The sequence below is a fragment of the Aquincola agrisoli genome (assembly GCF_036621135.1).
GTDB lineage: Bacteria > Pseudomonadota > Gammaproteobacteria > Burkholderiales > Burkholderiaceae_C > Aquincola > Aquincola agrisoli.
Map to the genome: position 1 here is coordinate 1 of NZ_JAZIBG010000046.1, position 21934 is coordinate 21934.

Sequence of the window (21934 nt, forward strand, 5' to 3'; positions counted from 1 at the left end):
CGCCCATACACACCCAGCCAGCGAAGCAATCACTGCCACCAGAGAGACCGGCCTCGAAATGCCAACTGCAATGCCAAATGAAAGCAGCACGGGCAGACCATATGCGGCGGCAGCCGTGATCGGCCCGCCAAACACCAAAGCCTCAACCCCAAGCAACAGCGAGCGAAACTTCATGATGCCCAACGCCTGAATTAGCCGCGCCGCGAAGCGGCGTCGGCTTGAACGAATTGTTAGACATCATTGGCGCTGACCAAGCAGGCTAGTGACTTCGCGCTTAATGAACGCAATGAGGTCTGTCAGTTGATCTCCTCGGAGAGCCAAGCGATCTTCACAATGTCCTAGATAGGCCTGCCGAGCTTCAGATAGTGCGGACTGATGCTCGTCTGGCAAACGCTCGACCACCCACTCAGCGGCAACGTCCTTTGGTGCAATCTTACCGGTTGCTGCGCTGTACCAGACGCGAGCTAACGTAAGCACTACATTTCTTTCATCTCCAGCCCAATCCATGGGTGTCTTCCATAACTTCAGAGTGTCGGCCAGCGCACTGAAAAGGTCGCTTTCTGGCACCGGCTCGAAGAATTCCGCTGCGGGCGGTCCTGCCAAGGCAATGCTGTGTTGCCTTGCTTGCGTTATAAGAAGCGCCAGATCAGCATCAATAACAGCGGGCTCGACGATGCCCGTAAGAATGTCTTCTCGCAACCATTCTCCGAATTGCAGTTCCCGCCTAGCCGGATAACGCCACGGAACGATGTTATTGCGCACGACAATGGTCACTTCCAGGGCACGGAGATCCTTGCTTTGACCAGGTGGCGCCGAAATTTTGAGCAGATCGAGCATCAAAGCTTGCCGTGCGGTTTCATCAGGCATTGCCGCCACCGTGACCAGCAGATCAATGTCGCTACATGGCTTCAGGCCACCGTTTAACGCGGAGCCGTACAAGTGCACGGCCAACAGCGCTGATGCCAGATGACCTTCGATAACATCCAACGCACGCGATAGCTGCTCTGATATTTCAGCGGGCACGGAGCCGGTCATAATATCTAACTAAATTTAGGCAACGGCTCTGTCGCCGATCCCTGCGGCCTAACGCCTAGTACGTCCCCGGGCGGACCGGGGTAAAGTAGCTGGCCACCCTGCATTAGGCCGCCTAAATTTTTCCGTATGAGCCACATACTGCCCCTGTGCCACACATGGATGGCCTGCCGCCGTCATTCGTTCTGCGGGTGCCAGCAACCTCGGCACGTTAAATCCACATCAGCAAAATCTGACCCGTTGAATGTGCCGATCAGCTGTGAATATTCGCCGACAGTCTTCAGGAGATCCGCTGATTGCTTTCGCGCCGGCTTCGACGAGCCATCGAATGCGTCCCAACGGCGCATCCTCACCCCCCCAACACCTCCCCCACCCGCGCCAACAACCCCGACGCCCTGCGCGTCCGCGCCCCCACCGCCGCCGCCACGCCCTCGGCGCCCCCGGCGATCACCACCCGCGCCTTCGCCCGCGTCACCGCCGTGTAGAGCAGCTCCCGCGTCACCACCCGGTGCACGCCGGCCGGCATCACCATCAGCACCGCCTCGAACTCCGAGCCCTGCGATTTGTGCACCGTCATCGCATACGCCGTCTCGTGCGGCGGCAGGCGGGCTGGGTGCACGGCGCGGAAACCTCCGGGCGCGGCGGCGTCGGGGAACCAGGCCTGCAGCGCGCCCTCGGCATCGGGCAGCACCAGGCCGACGTCGCCGTTGAACAACCGGCGCAGCGGGTCGTTGCGCAGCACCATCACTGGTCGGCCGGCGTACCAGGGGCCGGGCGGGGCGTCGGCGGGGCGCAGGCGGCGGGCCAGGTGCTCGTTGATCGCCAGCAGCCCGCGTGGGCCCTCGCGCAGCGCGCACAGCACGCGGAAGCGCTCGAACGCCGCCGTCGCGGCGGCCACGTCGTGCGGCGCCTGGCGCACCGCCTGCGCATACGCGGCAAAGCCGTCGAACCCGGCCGCCAGCGTCGCGGCGCCCGGCTGCGTGCCGGCATCGGGGATCCAGCGCAGCGCGTCGTCCGCCGCTTCGCCGGGCGCCGTGGCGGCGGTGGCGGCGGCGGGCTCGCCGCCGCCGTCGTCGCCGAACAGGCTGGGCTGGCGCGCGGCGTCGCCGGCCGCCTTGGCCAGCCGCTGGCGCACGGCCTTGGCGTCGCCGGCGTTGATCTCGCGCGCCAGCCGGCCGATCGCCGAATCGGCCGCGAAGCGGAAGTTCTGTGTGAGCCACACCGCGCTGTCGTGCAGCGCGCTGGGCTGCGCCGCAGGCGGCGGCACGATGGCCTCGGCCGGCAGGCCGCAGAGGGCGGCCAGGTCGCGGCGCGCTTGGTCGCTCAGCGTCGGGTCGGCGCTCAGTTCGGCGAACACGGCGCCCGATTCGACCGCGGCGAGCTGGTCCTTGTCGCCCAGCAGCACGATGCGCGCGTGCTCGGGCACGGCTTCGAGCAACTGCGTGGCCAGCGCCAGGTCGAGCATCGAAGCCTCGTCGACCACCAGCGCGTCGATCGGCAGCGGGTGGGCGGCGTCATGCGCAAAGCCGCCGGGCGTCACGCCCAGCAGGCGGTGGATGGTGTACGACTGCGCCGGCAGCTTCTCGCGCAGCGGCACCGGCAGGTGCGCGGCACGCTGGCGCAGCGCCTCGGTCATGCGGGCTGCGGCCTTGCCGGTGGGCGCGGCCAGCGCGATGCGGCAGTCGGGCGATTCGGCGAGCAGGCTCGCCAGCAGGTTGACGACCATGGTCGTCTTGCCGGTGCCGGGCCCGCCGCTCACCACCGCCAGCCGCCCGCGCAACGCCAGCCCGGCGGCGATGAGTTGCCAGTCGGCCCGCCCGCCCAGCGCCGCGGCGTTGCCGGCAAAGCGCTCGCGCAGCCGGGCCGCCGCCTCGGCCGAGGGCGGGGCGAGCGCGGCCTGTGCCGCACGCGCCAGGCGCGTGGCGAGGCGGCGCTCGTAGTCGAAGTAGCGGTGCAGGTAGAGGCGGCCCTCGTCGTCCAGCACCAACGGGTGGGCGCCGGGCTGCGCCGCGGTGCCGGCCACGCCCGAGGCCATCAGCGCGCGGCGCAGCTCGGCCGGGTCGGAGGGCAGCGGCTCGGTGCCCGGCGCATCCGTCTCGTCGGCGTCCGCCGCCGCGGCGCCGGCGTACCTCGGCAGGTCCGCGAGCGCGATGCAGACGTGGCCTTCCCGCGTCGCCCGGCTCACCGCGCGGCCGGCCTGCCCGGCGATCCGGGCGCAGCGCGCGTCGGCGCCGGCTTCGGTCGACCAGCGCTGCAGCCAGAGGCCCAGGCCTTCGGACAGCGCGTCGGACGGCTCGGCCGCCGCATCGTCGAACCTGGATGCCCCCGTCATGCCGCGGCCTCCTCGCCGCCCAGCAGGGCCGACAGCCGCTGCAGCGCCGCCTCGCCCGGCCGGTGGAAGAACACCCCGGCCGGCGTGCCGTCGGGCTGCAGCCAGCCCGGGCGCACGCCGCGCACGAAGAGGTAGTACACGCCGCCGAAGTGCGCCTCGTGGCGGTAGCCGGGCAGCCGGTGCTGCAGGTAGCGCTGCAGCGCCACGCTGTAGAGCAGGTACTGCAGGTGGTAGCCGTGTTCGGCCATGGCCGCCTCCATCGCGGGGGCGTCGTAGTCGCCCGCCGTGTCGCCCAGGTGGTTGGATTTCCAGTCGAGCACGTAGTAGCGCCCCCCGTGCTCGAACACCAGGTCGATGAACCCGCGCAGGTAACCCTCCAGCGTGCGGAAGCCCAGCCCCGGCGGCGGATAACCCAGCGCGCGCAGCGCGGCGTTGAGGCCGGCGGCCGTCAGGCCGTGCGCGGGCAGGGTGAATTCCATCTCCACCCGCCGGCGCTCGGCAGGCACGTCGGCCAGCCGCACGCCGCCCGGCAGCGTCGTCTGCATGACGTCGGCCAGCAGCCGCGCGAGCATCGGCGCCAGCGGCAGCGGCCCGGGCGGCTGCGGGTGCAGCGCCAGCGCCCGGTCGATCGCCGCGCGCCAGCCGCCGGGCCGGCTGAAGTCGACCTGCTCGAACACCGCATGCAGCGCATCGCCGGCCGCCGCCCCGCGCGGAAAGCGCAGGATGTCGTCGTCGGCCAGCGGCTCGGGGGCTTGCGCCGCGGGCGTGCTGGCGGCATCGGTGCGCAGGTCGTGGTCTGCCGCGGCGGCCTCCAGCCCGGCTTCCTGCGCCGCCTCGTGGCGCGCTCCGAGCGCGAGGCTGCTGTAGCTGCCCACCCACCAGGCCGACGGCAGGCGCGCCGGCGGCGGCAGCGCGGCCAGCGTGCCTTCGCCCGCGGCGGCCGGCGGTACCGGCAGGCCGGGTGCGTCGGGCAGCGGCTCCCAGGCGATGGCCGGTGCATGCCCGGCGGCCAGCGCCGACCAGGCGGCCGCCACCGCGGACGGCGGCAGCTTGTGCTCGGCCCAGGCGGCGGGGTCCATCCCCGCGCCGGCCACCAGCCAGTTGAGCAGGCTGCGGCTGCTCTCGGCGGCGCTGCCGCGCACGGCGTAGGCGCCGGTCACGAGGTAGCAGCGGTGCACCGCACGGGTCAGCGCCACGTACACCAGCCGCAGGTATTCCGCGCCCGCATCGCGCTTGCGCTGCCGCCGCACGGCGTCGAGCGCGGGTTTGTCGAGCAGCCGGAAGTCGAGCACCGGCCGGCCGTCGCCGCCGTCGTCCTCGTCGTGGTACTCGACCGCGTCGCCCTGGGGCGTGGTGTCGCTGCCGGCGCGGCCATCCCACAGGAAGGGGCAGAACACCACCGGGTACTCCAGCCCCTTCGACTTGTGGATGGTGACGATCTGCACCAGGTTGCGGTCGGATTCGAGGCGCAGCTGCGCCGCCTCGTCGGCCGTGCCCTCCAGCCGCTGGCGCTGCAGCCACTGCAGCAGCGCGGGCGGCGCGGGGTGCTGTTCGGCGGCGGCATGCAGCAGCTCGGCCAGGTGCAGGAGGTTGGTCAGGCGCCGCTCGCCGTCGGGGCGGCCGAGCAGCCGCTGGCTCACCTGCTCGGCCTGCATCCACTGGCGCAGCATCACCCCCACGCCGCGGGCGATCCAGGTGTCGCGATAGCCCGCAAAGCGCTGCACCAGCGCCAGCAGTGCCGCCTCGTCGGCCGACACCGCGTCGATCTGCGCGGCGTCGCAGTCCATCCATTCGGTGGCGAGCGCGGCGCGCAGCCGGCGCTCTCGCGTGGGTTCGAGCACGGCGGCGAGCAGCCATTCGAGCGCCTCCGCGTCGGGCCCGGCGAACACACTGGCCTGCGACAGCTCGACGCTGCCCACGCCCAGCGCCGCCAGCGCGATGCGCATCGCGCCGCCCTGGGCGTGGCTGCGCACCAGGACCGCGATGTCGCCGGCCGCCAGCGCCCGGCCGCCGAGCGTGACCTCGCCCGCCTGCGCCGCGCGCAGCAGCCGCGCCACCTCGGCCGCGCAAGCCCGGGCCGCCGCGGCCTGCGCGGCGCCCTTGGGCAGCGGCTGGCCTTCGTCGTCGCGCGGCAGCGCCCAGCACTGCAGCGGCGCCCGCGGCGGCGTGCTGCGGTCGTCGAACACCGCCCGCGGCTTGGCACCGCAGCCCACGGGCTGGTAGTCGAGGCCCGGCAGCATGAAGGCCTGCGGGTTGCGGCCGAACAGCGCGTTGAGCGCATCGATCAGCAGCCGGCTCGAGCGCTGGTTCTCGGCCAGCGTGTAGTCGGCCCCGGCCTGCGCGCGGGCCTGCAGGTAGGTGTGCAGGTCGGCGTTGCGGAAGCTGTAGATGGCCTGCTTCGGGTCGCCCACAAGGAAGAGCGGCGCACCGCCGTCGCCGTAGACGCGGCGGAAGATCGCGAACTGCAGCGGGTCAGTGTCCTGGAACTCGTCGATCAGCGCCGCCGGAAAGCGCTGCCGCAGCGAGGCGGCCAGCGCCTCGCCCTGCGGGCCCGACAGGCGCTCGTGCAGGTTGAAGAGCATGTCGTCGAAGGCGATCACGCGGCGCTCGCGCTTGTGGCTGCGCACGGCCTCGGTGCCTTCGGCGAGCAGGTCGCGCAGCAGCGCCAGGCGTTCGAGCGCCATCGCCTGCCGCACCCCCGCGCGTTGGTCGAGCAGGGCCTGGGCGGCGTCGAAGAACGGATGTGCCGGCGGCTGCTGGCCCTTCTTCACCCGCTCCTGCAGCCGCGCGGCGCCGAGCAGCTCGACGTGCCGGGGTGCGCAGGCGAGGGCGGCGAACGCATCGGCCGGGGCCAGCAGCTCGTCCCAGCCCTGCGCGGCGCTGTCGAGCGCGGAGGGCTTGTAGGTGGTGCCGTTCAGGCGCGGCAGCGCATCGGCCACGGCCTGCACGATGGCGGCGCGCTGGGTTTGCCACAGCGCGCGCGCGTCGGCGTGCGCGGCCGCCAGCGGCGCGGCGAGGGTGTCGGCGGGGGGCAGGCCGCCCGCTTCCAGTTCGTCGGGCCAGCGCAGGCGCGACAACGGCTTGGCCAGCCGGCGCTTGAGCAGCGCGGCCCAGGTGGCGGGCGTGTCCCGGCACAGCGCGAGCTGCGCCGCCAGCAGCGGCGACAGCCCGGGCGCGGCCACGCGCCGGCGCCACACGTCGGCCGCGACCTCGTGCAGCAGGTCGTCGTCATTGGGCACCAGCTCCAGCGACAGCGGCATCTGCGCGGTGAAGGGCGCATCGGCCAGCGCCCGCTGGCAGAAGCCGTGGATCGTGAAGATCGACGCCTCGTCGAAGGTCTGCAGCGCCAGGTCGAGCCGGCGCGCCAGCAGCGCGGCGTCGCCGCCGCCGGCGTCATGCAGCGCCGCGAGCAGCCCGGCGACGAACGGGTCGGCCGGCCGGGCCGCGTCGGGCGGTGCGCGCAGCGCGCCCAGCACGTCGACGATGCGGCCGCGGATGCGCTCGCGCAGCTCCGCGGTGGCGGCGTTGGTGAAGGTCACCACCAGGATGCGCTGCACCTCCAGCCCGCGCTCCAGCAGCAGGCGCAGGTACAGGCCGCAGATGTTCCAGGTCTTGCCGGTGCCGGCGGAGGCCTCGATCAGGCTCACGCCGTCGAGCGGGCAGTGGAAGACGTCGAGCGCGGGGCGGGCCGTCACGGGACTGCCCTCCGCACTGCGTGCTCCGGGATGAGCGCTGGGGAGCGGCCCGGCGCCCTCATGCCGGTTCTCCGACGCGCGCGTCGTCCAGGCAGGCGATGAGCGGCAGGTAGACCGCGTCGGCGCAGGCCGCGAAGGCCTCGTCCAGCGGCTCGGGCAGCCCGCGCAGCGCCAGCCGGTAGGCCGCGTCGCGCGATTCGCCGAAGGGCCGGTGCCGGTCGACGCGCCAGGCGGCCTCCACCTTGGCGCGCTGGCCGCCGGTGGTGGCGTGCACCCAGGAGGTCTTGGGAAAGAAGTGCAGCGGCGCCTGCAGGCCCTGCGCATACAGCGCCACCAGCGCGTGCAGCAGGGCCGGCGCGGCGGGCTGCGGCCGCAGCACGAAGCTGCCGTCGCGCGACCAGAAGCGCGTGCGGGGCAGCACCCCGGCAGGCGGCTGGGCGTTCAGCAGCAGGTGCGGCAGCCAGGCGTCGAGGTAGTCGACGGGGTGGGTGTCTTCATAGCGCCAGCGCATCAGGCCTTCGGGGCGCAGGTCGGCGAAGCTGCCGTGCAGCTGCCACGGCGTGCCGTCGAGCGTGAGGTCGAGCGCCACGTGGTGCGCCGGCAGCGGGGCGGCCTGCACCGCCGCGCGCACCTCGCCGGCGAAGCGGCCGAGCTGGTCGATCTCCGCGTCGCGCTGCTGCAGGCCCAGCGCGCCGGGCGGGTATTCGGTGCCGGCATCGGCCAGCGCCTGCAGCGCCGGCGCGTCCAGGCCCTGCAGCAGCGGCGGCAGCAACCGCTGCGCGAGGGCGCGGCGGCCAGCCCGGTCGGCGACGAAGGGCTCGTCGTCCTGCAGCTCGTCCGCGGCCTGCGGCAGCTCGATGCCGATGCGCCGGCGCAGCAGGTAGCGGCAGGGGTTGCGGAAGAACTCGGCCAGCTGCCCGATCGACACCGTGCGCCAGGCCTCGTCGGGCGGCGGCAGCGGCGCGGTGAAGAGCGGCCGGGCCGGCTGCGCGGGCGTGTCTTCGGCGTCGTCTTCCTCGTCGTCGTGCAGCGCCGCGGCCAGGTCGTCGCCACCGTCGAAGCCGGCGCCCGCAGCCGGCCGGGCGAGGGCGGCGAGGCGGCGTTCGCGGCCCTGCAGCGCCTCGGCGTACTCGCGGTGGAAGCTGCGCCGCCGCGGATCGCCGCCCGCCTCGAAGGCCTCGGGGGAGAAGGGCTGCAGCGGATGCTCCACCACCAGCTGCTGCCTCGCCCGCAAGACCGACGCCGGGTCGGCCGGATCCTGCGCGACGGCAGGGGCCAACGTGTCCAGCAGCTCCGAGACCAGCACCGAGGGCGGCAGCGGGGCGTTGTCGCGCACGCTGCGGCCGGTGTAGGCCAGCAGCACGCGCTCGCGCGCGGCCAGCAGCAGGTCGAGGAACAGGTTGCGCTCGTCGATGCGGCGCTGGCGGTCGCCGCGCCGCGGCTGGCCGGCCATCAGGTCGAACTCCGCCTGGCGCGCGGCGGTGGGAAAGGCGCCGTCGTCCAGCCCGATGGCGCAGACGATGCGGTAGGGCAGGTTGCGCAGGCTGCTCATCGACGAGAACGTGATGCTGCCGGTGGGCACGCCGCCGCGGGCGGGGTCGTCCAGCCATTGTTCGAGCGCGCTGCGCAGCACGGCCAGCGGCAGCGGCGCCGCGCCTTCGTCGCACAGGCCGCCCTGGCGCATCGCGTCGGCCAGGCCGAGCACGGCCTGGCGCAGCTCCCGCAGGTCTTCCAGCTCGTCGTCGGCCGGCGCAAGGAAGCGCTCGAGCGTGCGCAGCAGCAGCGCGCGCCAGCCGTCCGGCGATTGCGGCGACTGGACCTGCGCATGCAGCTGCGCCAGCGCCTGCGCGAAGTGGGCGAAGGCGCCCAGCACGTCGGCCTCGCTGCCCTCGGCATCGCCGGCGGGCAGGCGGCCGGCAAAGGGCGCCGCCGCCTGTGCCGGCAGCGCATAGCCGAGGAAGAGCCGCCCCAGGCCGTCGTCGAGCGTGTGGCGTGCATCGGCCGGCACGTCGAAGCGCGCGCGGTGCGCGGCATCGAGCGCCCAGCGGATGCCGGCATCGGCGATCCAGTCGTGCACGCGGTCGAGCGCATCGGCATCGAGCCCGAAGCGCCGCGCGACGGCCGGCTGCTGCAACAGGCCGAAGAGGGCGCTGGCCGGCAGCCGGGAGCCCGCCAGCGCCAGCAGGTCGAGCAGCGCGCGTGCGCAGCGGTTGATGCGGCTGCGCGGCCGGCCGGTGACGGCGAACGGGAGGTGCCGCTCCGGTGGCGCGGTGCCGAACACGGCGTCGATCAGCGGCGCCGCGGCGTCGAGGTCGGGCGTGACGACCAGGATGTCCGACGGCAGCAGCCCGCCGTGGGCCGGGTCGGCGAACAGCGCGAGCAGCTGGTCGTGCAGCACCTCGAGCTGGCGTGTCAGCGAGTGGCAGGCATGCACCTCGATGCTGCGGTCGGCGGTGGCGCTGCCGGGCTCGATCTCCGCCAGGTCGAGCACCGCGTTGTGCAGGCGCGCGAGCAGCGTATCGCCCGGGTGCGGCGCGAACCAGGCGTCGTCGACCAGCCCCTCGCCGCCCGCCTGCACCAGCAAATCGATCTGCGCCTGCGTCTGGCGGCCCCAGGCGGCCAGCAGGTGGTTGCCTTCCTCGTGGCCGGCCAGCGCCGGGTCGCGGCCCTGCGCCGCCAGGTGGCTGAGGCGGCGGCGGTCGACCACCTCGAACCAGTATTCGCGGCAGGGGTTGAGCACGTAGAGGTGCAGCTCCATCCAGCGCCCGAGCTGCTGCAGCAGCCCGATGTGCAGCGGCGGCATCGTCGGCACGCAGAAGACGTGCGCCGCCGCGGGCAGGCCACGCTCGCGCGCGAGCGCGGCGCCGCCGGCGGCCAGCGCCTGCACCATCTGCAGCGCCGGGTCCGCCTCGGCCAGGCCGATCTCCGCGGTGATGCGCCGCCACAGCGCGGCCTGCCACGCTTCGTCGGCCAGCACCGCGGCATCGGGGCTGCCGAGGTCGGCGCGTTCGCCCGCGCGCCAGGCGGCCAGCCACTCGGGCCGGTAGGTGATGTATTGCTCCAGCAGGCCGGCGGCGCGCCGCGCGAGGTCGAGCCGCATCACGTCGTCGGCCTCGGCCAGGTAGGCGGCGAGCCGCGGGTGCCCGGCGACGAAGGCCGCATCGCCGAAGGCCGAATGGATCCGCCAGGCCATCACGGCCGGGGTGAAGGGCGATTCCTCGGCCACCCGCACCACCCGCCCGATCTGCCGCCACAGCCACTGCGCCAGGAACGAGAACGCCAGGTTCGCGCACACGCCGTGGGTGTCGGCCGCCGCCAGCGTCAGCCGCCGGCGCAGCGCGGCGCTGGGCACGATGACCTGCACCGGCGCCAGGGCGTCGCCCTGCGCGCCGCCGAGCTGCGTGATCAGCAGGGCGGCGAGTGTCTCGAAGCGGTTGGAGAAATGGAGGTGCAGCAAGGGGCGGCGCAACGGCGGGGGAGGCGCGAGCCTACCCCGGATGCGGCCCTCAGCGCCCCGAGCGCAGCTTCAGGATGCCCACGGCCTCGCCCAGTGCACGGGCCTGGCCTTCGAGCGTCTGCGCCGCCGCGGCGCTCTGCTCGACCAGCGCGGCGTTCTGCTGCGTCATCTCGTCGAGCTGGGTGACGGCGCGGCCGATCTGGTCGATGCCGCCGGTCTGCTCGCGCGTGGTGTCGGAGATGGCGTTGATCAGCTCGCTGACGCGCTGCACCTGGCGCACGATGTCGCCCACCGTCTGGCCGGCGGCATCGACGAGCCGGGTGCCGGCGTCGACCTTCTGCACCGAGTCCTCGATCAGCGACTTGATCTCCTTGGCCGCGTCGGCCGAGCGCTTGGCCAGCATGCGCACCTCGCCCGCCACGACCGCGAAGCCCCGGCCCTGCTCGCCGGCGCGGGCGGCTTCCACCGCGGCATTGAGCGCCAGGATGTTGGTCTGGAAGGCGATGGAATCGATGACGCCGATGATGTCGGCGATGCGGTGCGACGAGCCGGCGATCTCGCCCATCGTCTGCACCACCTCGCCCATCGCCTCGCCGCCGCGGGCCGCGGCCTGGGAGGCGGAGGTGGCCAGGCCGGTGGCCTGCTGCGCGGTGTCGGCGTTGTGGCGCACGGTGCCGCTCATCTGGTCCATCGACGCGGCGGTCTGCTGCAGGTTGGCGGCGGTCTGCTCGGTGCGGGACGACAGGTGCAGGTTGCCGCTGGCGATCTCGCGGCTGGCCATCGTCACGCCGCCGACCTCGCTGCGCACGTCGGCGACGATGGCCTGCATGTTCACGGTGACCTGGTTCAGCGCCTTGGCCAGGCCGTGGAACTCGCCGTAGGCGCCAGCGTCGATGTTGACCGACAGGTCGCCGGCGGCCAGCCGGTTGGCCGGGGGGATGAGGCGGTCGGCGCGCGCGAGCAGTGAGCGGCGCGTCCAGGCGGCCACGCCGGCGCCGATGGCAGCACCGGCCAGCAGGCCGGCCCAGTCGGGGCCGATCACCCAGCGCGACAAAGCCACGGCCGCCACGCCCGCGGCGGCGGCACCGCTCAGGCGCATGGCTTGTGCGAGCACGGCCTGCAGGCGCGCGATGCCGGTGGGCACCACCGCGCCAGCCGACAGGCGGGTGCGTAGGCCGCCCTGGGCGGCTTCGGCGCGCATGCGTGCGTAGAGCGCCTGTGCCGCTTCCACCTGCGCGCGCGTGGGCTGCGTGCGCACCGAGAGGTAGCCGACGGCGCGGCCGTCCTGCATCAGCGGGGTGACGTTGGCGACGACCCAGTAGTGGTCGCCGTTCTTGCGACGGTTCTTGACGAGGCCGATCCACGGCGTGCCGCTGCGCAGCGTCTGCCACATGTCCCGGAAGGCCTCGGAGGGCATGTCCGGGTGCCGCACCATGTTGTGCGGCTGGCCGATCAGTTCCTCGCGCGTGTAGCCGCTGATCTCGATGAAGGCCGGATTGCAGTAGGTGATGCGGCTGTCGAGATCGGTCGTCGAAACAATCGTGGTGCCTTCGGCAAAGAGGTATTCGCGTTGTGTGACGGGCTGGTTGTTGCGCATGCCGGGGCTCTGAGGACTGCGGGACCCCGGCGTCGGTGCCGGGTCGGTTACACGCTTTGTCGGCAGGCGGGCGCCGCGACTTGAGCGGCCCGCCCGAGCTTGAAGATGCCGACCACCTCGGCCAGCGACCGCGCCTGGCCCTTCAGCGAATCCGCCGCGGCACCGCTTTGCTGCACCAGCGCGGCGTTCTGCTGCGTCATGCGGTCGACCTCGCTGACCGCCTGGCCGACCTGGTCGATGCCGGCCGTCTGCTCGCGCGTTGCATTGGAGATCTCGCCGATGAGCTGGCTGACGTGCTTGACCTGGTTGACGATGTCACCCACCGTGCGGCCGGCGGCATCGACCAGGCGGCTGCCGTCGTCGACCTTGTGGACCGAGTCCTCGATCAGGGCCTTGATCTCCTTGGCCGCATCGGCCGAGCGCTTGGCGAGCGTGCGCACCTCGCCGGCCACCACCGCGAAGCCGCGGCCCTGCTCGCCGGCGCGGGCGGCTTCCACCGCGGCGTTCAGGGCCAGGATGTTGGTCTGGAACGCGATGCCGTCGATCGTACCGATGATGTCGGCGATCTTGCGCGACGCGGTCGAGATCGCGCCCATCGTCTCGACGACCTCGCCCATGGCCTGGCCGCCCTTGGCGGCCGAGTCGCAGGCGGTGGCGGCGAGGCTGGTGGCCTGCTGTGCCGTCGCGGCGTTGTTCTTCACCGTGCTGGTGATCTCTTCCATCGATGACGCGGTCTGCTGCAGGCTCGCGGCGGTCTGGTCGGTGCGGGCGGCCAGGTCGGCGTTGCCGCTGGCGATCTCGTTGCTGGCGTAGGAGACACCGGCAATCTCGCTGCGCACGTCGGCCACGATCGCCTGCATGTTTACGCTGACCTGGTTCAGGCCCTTGGCGAGCGCGTTGAATTCACCGTAGCGGGAGGTGTCGATGGTCTGCGACAGGTCGCCGGCCGCGAGCCGGTTGGCCACCGGGATGAGCTGATCGGCCCGCGACAGCAGCCCGCGCCGGGTCAGGGCCGTGGACACGCTGCCCACCAGCGCGCCGCACGCCGGCGCGGCCCAGCCGGGCTCGAACGCCCACGCGCCCAGCGCCGCGGCACAGGCGCCGGCCGCGGCGCCGCCGGACAGCTGCGCCAGCCGCGACGCCAGCACGCCGACGCGCGCCAGGCCGCGCGGCCGCAGCGCGCCGCCGTCAAAGTGGGTGCGCAGGCCGCCGGCCGCCACCTCGGCACGCATGCCCGCATAGAGGGCCTCGGCCGCCTGCACCTGCTGCCGCGAGGGCTTGGTGCGCACCGACATGTAGCCGGTCGCGCGGCCGTCCTCCATCAAGGGCGTGACGTTGGCGACGACCCAGTAGTGGTCGCCGTTCTTGCGGCGGTTCTTCACCAGCGCCGACCAGGGCCTGCCCGCACGCAAGGTATGCCACATGTCGCGGAAGGCCTCCGGCGGCATGTCGGGGTGGCGGACCATGTTGTGCGGCTGGCCGATCAGCTCGTGCTTGGCATAGCCGCTGACTTCGATGAACGCCGGATTGCAGTAGGTGATGCGGCTGTCGAGGTCGGTCGTCGAGACCAGCGTCGTGCCATCCGGGATCTGGTATTCGTGTTGGGAGACGGGGAGGTTGCTGCGCATGGTCATCCTTGTGGTGCGCTGTACGACACCCGGCACGTCGGCGCCGGATGCTTGCGGTTTCGGCGGCATCCCGGGCTTTCTTGAGCTGGCAAAGCGCTAATGCTGATTGTTTATTTATCCAAAATGCTGCCGCTTTGCGCCGGCCATGCCGGTGCCGGCAGATCGTGCGCAGGCATGACGGATTGGTCGGCTGTTCATCGCATATCCCCTGCGGCGCGGTCGTCAAGTCGTCACACACGGATACACATCTCACGGAACCGGGGGCCACGCCGCAGGGGCAGCGCGTTGTCCTACATGCCCGCGTGACCCGGGGCGACAGACGCGTGGCCCGGCCCTGGGAAGACTCGGCGGCTTGTCCGGCTCCAACGCGCTCCGGCGCCCCAACTCGCAGTCCCATGGCCCATGCTTGGCAGTTCTTCCGGGCCGGTGGCGTCGACCAGGTGGTCATCGCCAGCGGTGCCGACATCGCCCACCTGCGTGAACTCGACCAAAAGCTCTGGGTCGCGCTCGCCTGCCCCACGCGGGGCATCGATTTCGATCCGCGCACCCTCGACCTGATCGATACCGACCACGACGGCCGCATCCGTGCGCCCGAACTGATCGCCGCATGCGAATGGGCCTGTGCGCGGCTGAAGGATCCGCAGTCGCTGGTGCAGGGCGGGGCCCGGCTGGCGCTGGATGCGCTGGACGACGCCTGCCCCGAGGGCGCGGCGCTGCTCGAGGAAGCGCGGCGCACCCTCCAGCGGCACGGCGATGCGGATGCCACCGACATCGGCCTGGAACAGATCGGCGAACGCCAGAAGCACCTGGCCGGCGAGCGGTTCAACGGCGACGGCGTCGTCACGCCTGCCACCGCGGGCGACGACAAGGCGCTGGCGACGCTGATCGAGCGGATCGTGCATGTCCAAGGCGCCGTGGCCGACGCCGGCGGCGGCCAGGGCACCGACCGGGCCCGCGCGACGGCCTTCCTGGACGCTGCGCAGGCACTCTTCGACTGGCACACCCGCGGCGAGCAGGACTGCGGCGGCCTGCGCGCCGCGGCCCAGGCGGTGGATGCCGTGCACGACAAGGTGGAGGACTTCTTCGCCCGCTGCCGGCTCGCGAGCTACGACGCCCGTGCCGCGGAGGCGCTGGGCGCACCGCCGCCGGAAGAACTGCGCGGCTACGCCACGCAGACCCTTTCGCTGGCCGCCGACCCGCTGCGGCAGCTGCCGCTGGCCCCCGTGGCGCCCGGCCGGCCGCTGCCGCTGGGCGAGGGTGCCAACCCGGCGTGGCAGGCGGCGCTGGCGGCGCTGCGCACGCAGGCCGTGGCCCCGCTGCTGGGCGACGACCAGGCCGGCCTCGACGAAGGCCGATGGCAGCAGCTCAAGGCGCGCGTGGCGCCGTGCCGCGCCTGGCTGGCCCAGCGCCCCGCCGGGCCGGTGGCGGCGCTCGGCGTCGATGCGGTGCGGGCGCTGGTCGGTGCCGACCTCGGCGAGACACGGGCCCGGCTCACCTCCCTGATCGAGCAGGACCTGGCCGCCGCGCCGGTGCACGGGCACGTGAACGACCTGGAGAAGCTCGTGCGCCTGCAGCGCGACCTGCTGCCGCTGCTGCGCAACTTCGTGTCATTCGCAGCCTTCTACCGCCGCGAGGGCGCGGTGTTCCAGGCTGGCCGGCTGTTCCTCGACGGGCGCAGCTGCGACCTCACGGTGCAGGTGGCCGATGCCGCCAAGCATGCGGTGGTGGCCGGGCTGGCCAAGGCCTACCTCGCCTACTGCGAATGCGTGCGCGGCAAGGAGAAGATGACCATCGCCGCGGCCTTCACCGCTGGCGACGTGGATTTCCTCTTCGTCGGCCGCAACGGGCTGTTCTACGACCGCGAGGGCCGCGACTGGGACGCCCGCATCATCAAGGTGATCGAGAACCCGATCAGCATCGGCCAGGCCTTCCTGTCGCCGTACAAGAAGTTCCTGCGCATGATCGAGGAGCAGGTCGCCAAGCGTGCGGCGGCCAGCGATGCCACCGCGCAGGGCAAGCTCGGCGGCTGGGCCGGGCGCATCGCGTCGGCCGACAAGTCGCCGCCGGCCAGCGCGGCGGCCGCGCCCGATGCCGGGGCCGCCGCCGCCAGCCGCGGCCGTGTCGACGTGGGCACGGTGGCGGCGCTCGGGGTGGCGCTGGGCAGCATCAGCGCGGTGATCGTCGGCGTCTTCGCGAAGTTCGTCGACCTGGGCTGGTGGATCCCGCTGGCGATCCTCGGCATCGTGCTGTCGATCTCGGGGCCGAGCATGCTGATCGCCTGGCTCAAGCTGCGCCAGCGCAGCCTGGGGCCCATCCTCGATGCCGGCGGTTGGGCCATCAACGGCCGCATGCGGCTCAACGTGCGGCTCGGGGCGTCGCTGTCGCAGACGGCCCACCTGCCGCCGGGCACCTACCGCCGCCCCGATCCGTTCGCCGAGCGCCACGGTGCCCGCTGGGCGGTGGCGGCCGTGGTGCTCGCGGCCGCCGTGGCCGGCGGCGCGTGGTGGGCGGGCTGGCTCGACGGCGCGCTGCCGCTTTCGCTGCAGCGCGCGCCGGCCGTGGCCGTCACGGGTTGATCGCGTCTCCCAGCACCAGGCCTTCGCGGCGCGGGTCGGCGCCGCCGGCCCACACCTTCCGGCCGTTCACCGTGTCGCGCATGATGGTGCTGATGCCGCTGCTCTGAGCACTCACCGACACCGTGTGCCCCAGGGCACGCAGGCCGGTGACCAGCGGATCGTTCGCGCCGTTGTTGGTCTCGTCGATGTTGGGGTGCTCGCCGCCGAGGCTGGTGGTGCGGCTGTTGGCGGCGCCGAAGTCGACCAGCGAGGTCGCCTGCTGCGCGTTGAGGCCCCAGTCGAGCGCGCCCACCAGCGTCTTCGCGACGTACTGGATGATCGTCGCGCCGCCCGGGGAGCCGGTGGCCATGACGAAATCACCGGGCTTGCCGGCGCTGTCGAGCTTGAACACCAGCGTCGGGGCCATCGAGCTGCGCGGACGCTTGCCCGGGCCCGGACGGTTGGCGATCGGGTTGCCGTTGGCATCGGCCGGCGCGTCGAAGTCGGTCAGCTGGTTGTTCAGGATGAAGCCGTTGGTCATGTGGTACGACCCGAAGCCCGCCTCCACCGTCGTCGTCATGGAGACCGCGTTGCCCTGGCGGTCGACGATGCTGAAGTGCGTGGTGCCGGCCTCCTGCACGGTGCTGATGCCGACCGGGGTGGCGTTGAAGTTGCCCGGCTGCGCGATGCCGATGCTCGACGTCAGGCTGATCAGGCCCGCGCGGCTCTGCAGGTAGGGCTTGTTCAGCAGCGTGTCGGGCGAGTTGCCGGGCAGGGGCACGAAGTCGGTGTCGGCGATGTAGGCGTTGCGGTCAGCGTAGGCCAGGCGGCCGGCCTCGGCGGTGAGGTGAACGCCCAGCACGGTCGGCTTGCCGCCTTCGAGGTCGATGGCGGTGGGCTTGTACTGCGCCATGTCGAAGTTCTCGAGGATGCCCATGATCGACGCGACGGTGATGCCGCCCGACGACGGCGGCGGCATGCCGCAGATCATGTGCGTGCCGCGGTAGGTGGTGCAGATCGCCTCGCGCTTCTTGGCCTGGTAGCCCGACAGGTCGCTCAGCGTGAGCTTGCTGGGCGTGATGGGGGTGGCCGCCGGATCGTCGCCGACCGTCACGCCTGCCTTCGCGACGATCGCCTGGGCGAGGGCGCCGTTGTAGAGCGCATCGGCACCGCCGTTGGCCAGGGTGGTCAGCGTCGCGGCATAGGCCGGCAGCGTGAAGGTCTCGCCCAGCTGCTTGGCGCTGCCGTCGGCCTTCAGGTAGGCGGCCGTCGCGTCCTTGTCGCGCAGGAAGTTGGTGCGGGCGCCCGCGATCGCATCGGCCATGCGGCCGCTGATCGGGAATCCGTTCGTCGCGAGGTCGATGCCGGGCTGGAAGAGGTCCTTCCAGGGCTTCTTGCCGTGCTCGGCGTGGGCCAGCCCGAGCATGCGCACCGCCCCCGGCACGCCGATGGAGCGGCCGCTGGCGCGGGCGCTGGGCACGGGCGTGGTCCGGTTGGTGGCGTCGTCGATCCAGCGGATGTAGTTTTCGGTCGCGGCGGCGGGGGCCGTCTCGCGGCCGTCGTAGGCGGTCACGGCCTTGGTCTTGGCGTCGAAGTGCAGCATGAAGGCGCCGCCGCCGATGCCGCTGGACTGCGGCTCGACCAGGCCCAGCACGGCCTGCACGGCGACCGCGGCATCGACGGCCGAGCCGCCGCTCTTGAGCACCTCGCAGCCGGCCTTGCTGGCCAGCGGATTGGCCGTTGCGACCATGTAACGCGATGTATAGACAACCTTCTTGCCGACGCGGTAACCGGATGCGGGCTCCGGCGCGGCCGGGTCTCCGGGCAGGCCGGAGCCGACGACGACGGTGCCGCCGGCATCGGTGAGGATCTCGCAGCCCGTGCCGGCATCGCTGGAATCCGAGCTGGTGTCGAAGAAGCAGCCGGACAGGGCGGCGGCGGCGGCCGTCGCGAGGGGTGCGAGGATCCAGAGGCGGCGGGACGTATCGATCATGGGGACTTCTCCTTGGTATTGGACCTTCCGACTATCGTGCGATGTCGAAGGCGTGCCAATCAGCAAGAACCTTGCCCTCCTTGCTGCACCGCGTCAGGGCACGTGCTCGAAGGCGGCCTGCATGAAGGCCCACGCGAGGCGCGACGCGTCGGGCCCGGCCGGGTCGCTGTAGGCCTGCTGGCGGTCGCCGCCGCTCCATGCGTGGCCCAGGCCTTCGATCTCGCACAGCCTCACCACCACCTTGCGGCGGCAGCGGTAGTCGGTGACGTTCATCGCATGGCGTGCGCCCCGCTGGACGCGCCGGGGCGTCGACGGCAGGGCGCCCAGCGCATGCGCCCATGCCTGCGCCGCGAGGCGGCCGCTGTCGGGCGAGACGATGCCGTCGGCGGTGCCGTGCAGCACCAGCAGGGGCGGCAGCGGCGCCTCGTCGGGCAAGGCGACGCGGCCCCGGCCGCGCATCGCCTGCAGTGCGGTGGCGGTCGATTGCGCGCTGCCCGGCGCGACGCCCGAATGCATCACCACCGCCGCACAGCGCCCCGGCGCCAGCGTGGCCATCAGCGCGGCCATGCCGGCGCCGGCCGACAGGCCCGCGAGGGCCACGCGCGAGCGGTCGGCCGGGTAGCGCAGGCAGACCTGGTCGATCATCGACTGCAGCGTGCGCGCCTCGGCCTGGGCGTGGCCGCTGCGCGTGTCGTACCAGCGCCAGCAGCCCTGCGGATGGGCCAGCGTGTCCTGGTCGGGGTAGAGCACCAGGAAGCCGTGGCGGTCTGCCAGCCGGTGCATGCGGCTGCTGAGCGCCATCGCCCGGCCGTTCTGCCCGCAGCCGTGCAGCATCACGACGAGCGGCACGCGCTGCTGCAGCGCCGCCCGCACGCCCTTCAGCGCCGCGGGCCGGTAGAGATGGAAGCGGCGCAGGCCGGCGGCACCGACCGCCACGCCCGGCAACCAGTCGCCGGCCGCCGCGGGGAAGCGGGTGTGCTGCGCCGCCGCCTGCACGGCCTGGACCACCGCCGCGCCGCTGCGGGCACGGGCCTGGCGGGCCAGCGGGGCGATGGTCTTGAGGGTCTGCCGCAGGCGCTTCTTCGCGCTGCGGTTGAAAGCCCGCGCCCAGGCCGAGGCGATGCTGCGCTTGGCCACGGACGGGCGGCGCCGCGCGGTCAGTAGAGGTGCCGGGCGAGGAACTGCAGCGCGCGCCCGTGCGCCAGCGCGGCCGAGGGCGCATGGTAGGAGGCCCGTGCCCAGCAGTTGAAGCCGTGCGTCGCGCGCGGATACACATGCAACTCGGCCGCCTTGCCGGCAAAGGCGCTGCGCACCTCCTCGACCTTGGGCAGCGGGATGGCGTGGTCCTGCTCGGCGTAGTGGAACTGGATCGGGCAGGTGATGGCGGCGCTGCGGTCGAGCTGGTCGTGGATGCCGCCGCCGTAGTAGCAGACCGCGGCGTCCACGCCGGGGTCGGCGGCGGCGATGTACGCGAGGCGCCCGCCCATGCAGTAGCCGATCGCGCCGACCTTGCCGCCGGCCGCATCCACCTCGGTGCGCGTCCGCAGCGCCGCCACGGTGGTCTTGATGTCGGCGGCCAGATGCTCGGGCTTGGCGGCCTTCATCAGCTCGATCGCGCGGTCGTAGTCGGCGCCGCTGTAGCCCAGCTCGACACGCGGGGCATCACGCCAGAACACGTCGGGCGCCAGCACGACGAAGCCGTCCATCGCGTACTGCTCGGCCACCGCGCGGATGTGCGCGTTGACGCCGAAGATCTCCTGGAACAGCACCAGCCCCGGGCCGGTGCCGGCCGGCGGCAGCGCGAGGTACGCCCCGTACTGCCCGCCGTCCTGCGCGTTGATCTGAATCCACTCGGTCTTCATGGTGCGGCCTCCTGCCAATGCGAGTCGCCCGACAGCGGGCGTCCGGTGCATTGTGGGCCAGCGGCGAGGCCGGTGGCCGGGGCCGGGCTTTGCGGCGCGGCGATCAGGCCGGCGCGGCCTCGGCCAGCTTGAAGGCGGAGACGGCCTCCACCAGGCCGTGCGCCTGGCGGCTGAGGTTGTCCGACGCCGCGGCGCTCTGCTCCACCAGCGCGGCGTTCTGCTGCGTCACCTGGTCGATCTGCGAGACGGCCTGGCCCACCTGCGCGACGCCGGAGCTCTGCTCGGCGCTGGCCTCGGTGATCGCCGCGACCGTCTCGCTCACGCGGTGGATGGCGCCGACGATCTCGTCCATCGTCTGGCCCGCGCGGTCGACCAGCGCGGTGCCTTGCTCCACCTGCGTGACGCTGCCGCTGATCAGCGTCTTGATCTCCTTGGCCGCATCGGCCGCGCGTTTGGCCAGCGTGCGCACCTCGCCCGCCACGACCGCGAAGCCGCGGCCCTGCTCGCCGGCGCGGGCCGCTTCCACCGCGGCGTTCAAGGCCAGGATGTTGGTCTGGAAGGCGATGCCGTCGATGGTGCCGATGATGTCGGCGATGCGCTTGGAGCTGGCGTTGATGCCCTTCATCGTCTCGACCACCTGGCCCACCACCTCGCCGCCGCGTGCCGCGACGCTGCTGGCGCCCAGCGCCAGCTCGTTGGCGCGCCGCGCGTTCTCGGCGTTGTGGTGCACGGTGGTGCCCAGCTCGTCCATCGTCGCGGCCGTCTGCTCCAGGGCGCTGGCCTGCTCCTCGGTGCGCTGGCTGAGGTCGATGTTGCCGTGCGCGATCTGCCGCGAATCGCGCGCAATGCATTCGGAGGCGTCGCGCACCTGCGCGACCAGCATCGACAGGTTGTGCTGCATGCGCATCAGCGAGGCGAACACGCTGCGGGCCGGCGGATGCGCCATGCCGGCGAGCGGGCGCAGGTCGCCCGCGGCCACCCGCTCGGCCGCCTGGCCGAGGTCGGCGGGCTCGGCGCCCAGCGCACGGGTCACGCGGCGGGTGATGACCAGCCCGGCCACGGCCGCGGCGGCCACGGCGAACAGGCAAACCAGGGCGAGCAGGGCGCGCTGCTCGGCGGCGTGTTCGACGGCCTCCTGGGAGAGATCCCGGGCCCGCTGCTCGGTGAGTTCGGCGTAGTCGTTCTCCACCTTGGCCAGCGAGGCCAGCAGTGGCCGGCACTCGTCGTTCATGCGGACGATGGCTTCGTCGCGCCGGCCCGCCAGCGCGAGGTCGACGATCGCGAGGGCCACCGGGCCGTAGGCGGACTCGATCCGGTCCATCTCCGCGACCAGCCTGCGCGCCTGCTCCGAGGCGTCGGACGCGATGGCGATCGCCTGCTTCAGCTCACCGAGCGCCCGGCGCACGTCGTCGTGCGCCTTCTGGACCTCCGCCTTCTCCAGCGCCAGGTCTTCCGGCCGGGTCACCAGCACGAGGTTGCGGGCCGCGATCGCACGCCGGTCGACGGCGGTGCGCAGGTGGGCGGCGAGGATCGCGCGGGCGTTGATGCCGTCCACGTAGCCGGAGAAGCGGCTGTTGGCGTCGTCCAGCGACGTCAGGGACAGTCCCGCAACGACGAGCACCACCGCCGCCAGGCCGCCGAAGGCGGCGCCGAGCTGGGCACGCAGGGAAAGGTTCTTCAGGCTCATCGAGTGCGGCTTCCAGGGTGCGCGCGGCTCACCGGCGCGGGTGGGGGCCTTGCGGCCCGTGGGGTGGCGGCGAATCCACCGTCGCGGCAGGCCCAG

11 protein-coding genes are annotated in these 21934 nt (G+C 72.7%); 1 reads left to right on the top strand and 10 read right to left on the bottom strand.

Going from position 1 to position 21934, the window contains the following annotated elements; translation table 11 throughout:
• Positions 1 to 237: 237 nt before the first annotated feature.
• From V4F39_RS21735 to V4F39_RS21760, 6 genes are all read right to left on the bottom strand, one after another.
• Positions 238 to 1035, bottom strand: a complete 798-nt coding sequence (locus tag V4F39_RS21735) for an AadA family aminoglycoside 3''-O-nucleotidyltransferase (protein ID WP_345786517.1) — start codon at positions 1033 to 1035, stop codon at positions 238 to 240.
• Between the two features lie 346 nt (positions 1036 to 1381).
• The gene (recD, locus tag V4F39_RS21740) at positions 1382 to 3364 is read right to left on the bottom strand and encodes an exodeoxyribonuclease V subunit alpha (RefSeq protein ID WP_332292076.1); all 1983 of its coding nucleotides are present in this window, start codon (positions 3362 to 3364) and stop codon (positions 1382 to 1384) included.
• On the bottom strand, positions 3361 to 7059 hold the full coding sequence (recB, locus tag V4F39_RS21745) for an exodeoxyribonuclease V subunit beta (protein WP_332292077.1): 3699 nt from the start codon (positions 7057 to 7059) through the stop codon (positions 3361 to 3363). Before recB ends, recD begins: the two co-directional genes overlap by 4 nt.
• A gap of 58 nt (positions 7060 to 7117) precedes the next feature.
• Positions 7118 to 10516, bottom strand: coding sequence for an exodeoxyribonuclease V subunit gamma (gene recC, locus V4F39_RS21750; RefSeq protein ID WP_332292078.1), 3399 nt, complete (start codon positions 10514 to 10516; stop codon positions 7118 to 7120).
• Between the two features lie 49 nt (positions 10517 to 10565).
• Positions 10566 to 12113 carry a methyl-accepting chemotaxis protein gene (locus V4F39_RS21755; RefSeq protein ID WP_332292079.1) on the bottom strand — a complete coding sequence of 516 codons (1548 nt, stop codon included), beginning with the start codon at positions 12111 to 12113 and terminating at the stop codon, positions 10566 to 10568.
• Between the two features lie 47 nt (positions 12114 to 12160).
• A complete protein-coding gene (locus tag V4F39_RS21760) occupies positions 12161 to 13741 on the bottom strand; it encodes a methyl-accepting chemotaxis protein (RefSeq protein WP_332292081.1) in 1581 nt (526 codons plus the stop codon).
• A 395-nt stretch (positions 13742 to 14136) separates the two neighbouring features.
• On the opposite strand from V4F39_RS21760, the gene V4F39_RS21765 reads away from it, so the two are divergent.
• Entirely contained in the window at positions 14137 to 16317 is a 2181-nt protein-coding gene (locus V4F39_RS21765; RefSeq protein ID WP_332292082.1) for a hypothetical protein, read from the top strand.
• Here the strand turns inward: V4F39_RS21765 and ggt are convergent.
• The 4 genes from ggt to V4F39_RS21785 all read right to left on the bottom strand — a co-directional run bounded on the left by ggt (position 16307) and on the right by V4F39_RS21785 (position 21838).
• Positions 16307 to 18289, bottom strand: a complete 1983-nt coding sequence (ggt, locus tag V4F39_RS21770; protein ID WP_332292083.1) for a gamma-glutamyltransferase — start codon at positions 18287 to 18289, stop codon at positions 16307 to 16309. The two genes, V4F39_RS21765 and ggt, sit on opposite strands and share 11 nt — an antisense overlap.
• A 93-nt stretch (positions 18290 to 18382) precedes the next feature.
• Positions 18383 to 19426, bottom strand: a complete 1044-nt coding sequence (locus V4F39_RS21775; RefSeq protein WP_332292084.1) for an extracellular catalytic domain type 1 short-chain-length polyhydroxyalkanoate depolymerase — start codon at positions 19424 to 19426, stop codon at positions 18383 to 18385.
• 20 nt (positions 19427 to 19446) lie between these two features.
• Positions 19447 to 20151, bottom strand: a complete 705-nt coding sequence (locus V4F39_RS21780; RefSeq protein WP_332292085.1) for a dienelactone hydrolase family protein — start codon at positions 20149 to 20151, stop codon at positions 19447 to 19449.
• A 103-nt stretch (positions 20152 to 20254) separates the two neighbouring features.
• Entirely contained in the window at positions 20255 to 21838 is a 1584-nt protein-coding gene (locus tag V4F39_RS21785) for a methyl-accepting chemotaxis protein (RefSeq protein WP_332292087.1), read from the bottom strand.
• Positions 21839 to 21934: the final 96 nt, after the last annotated feature.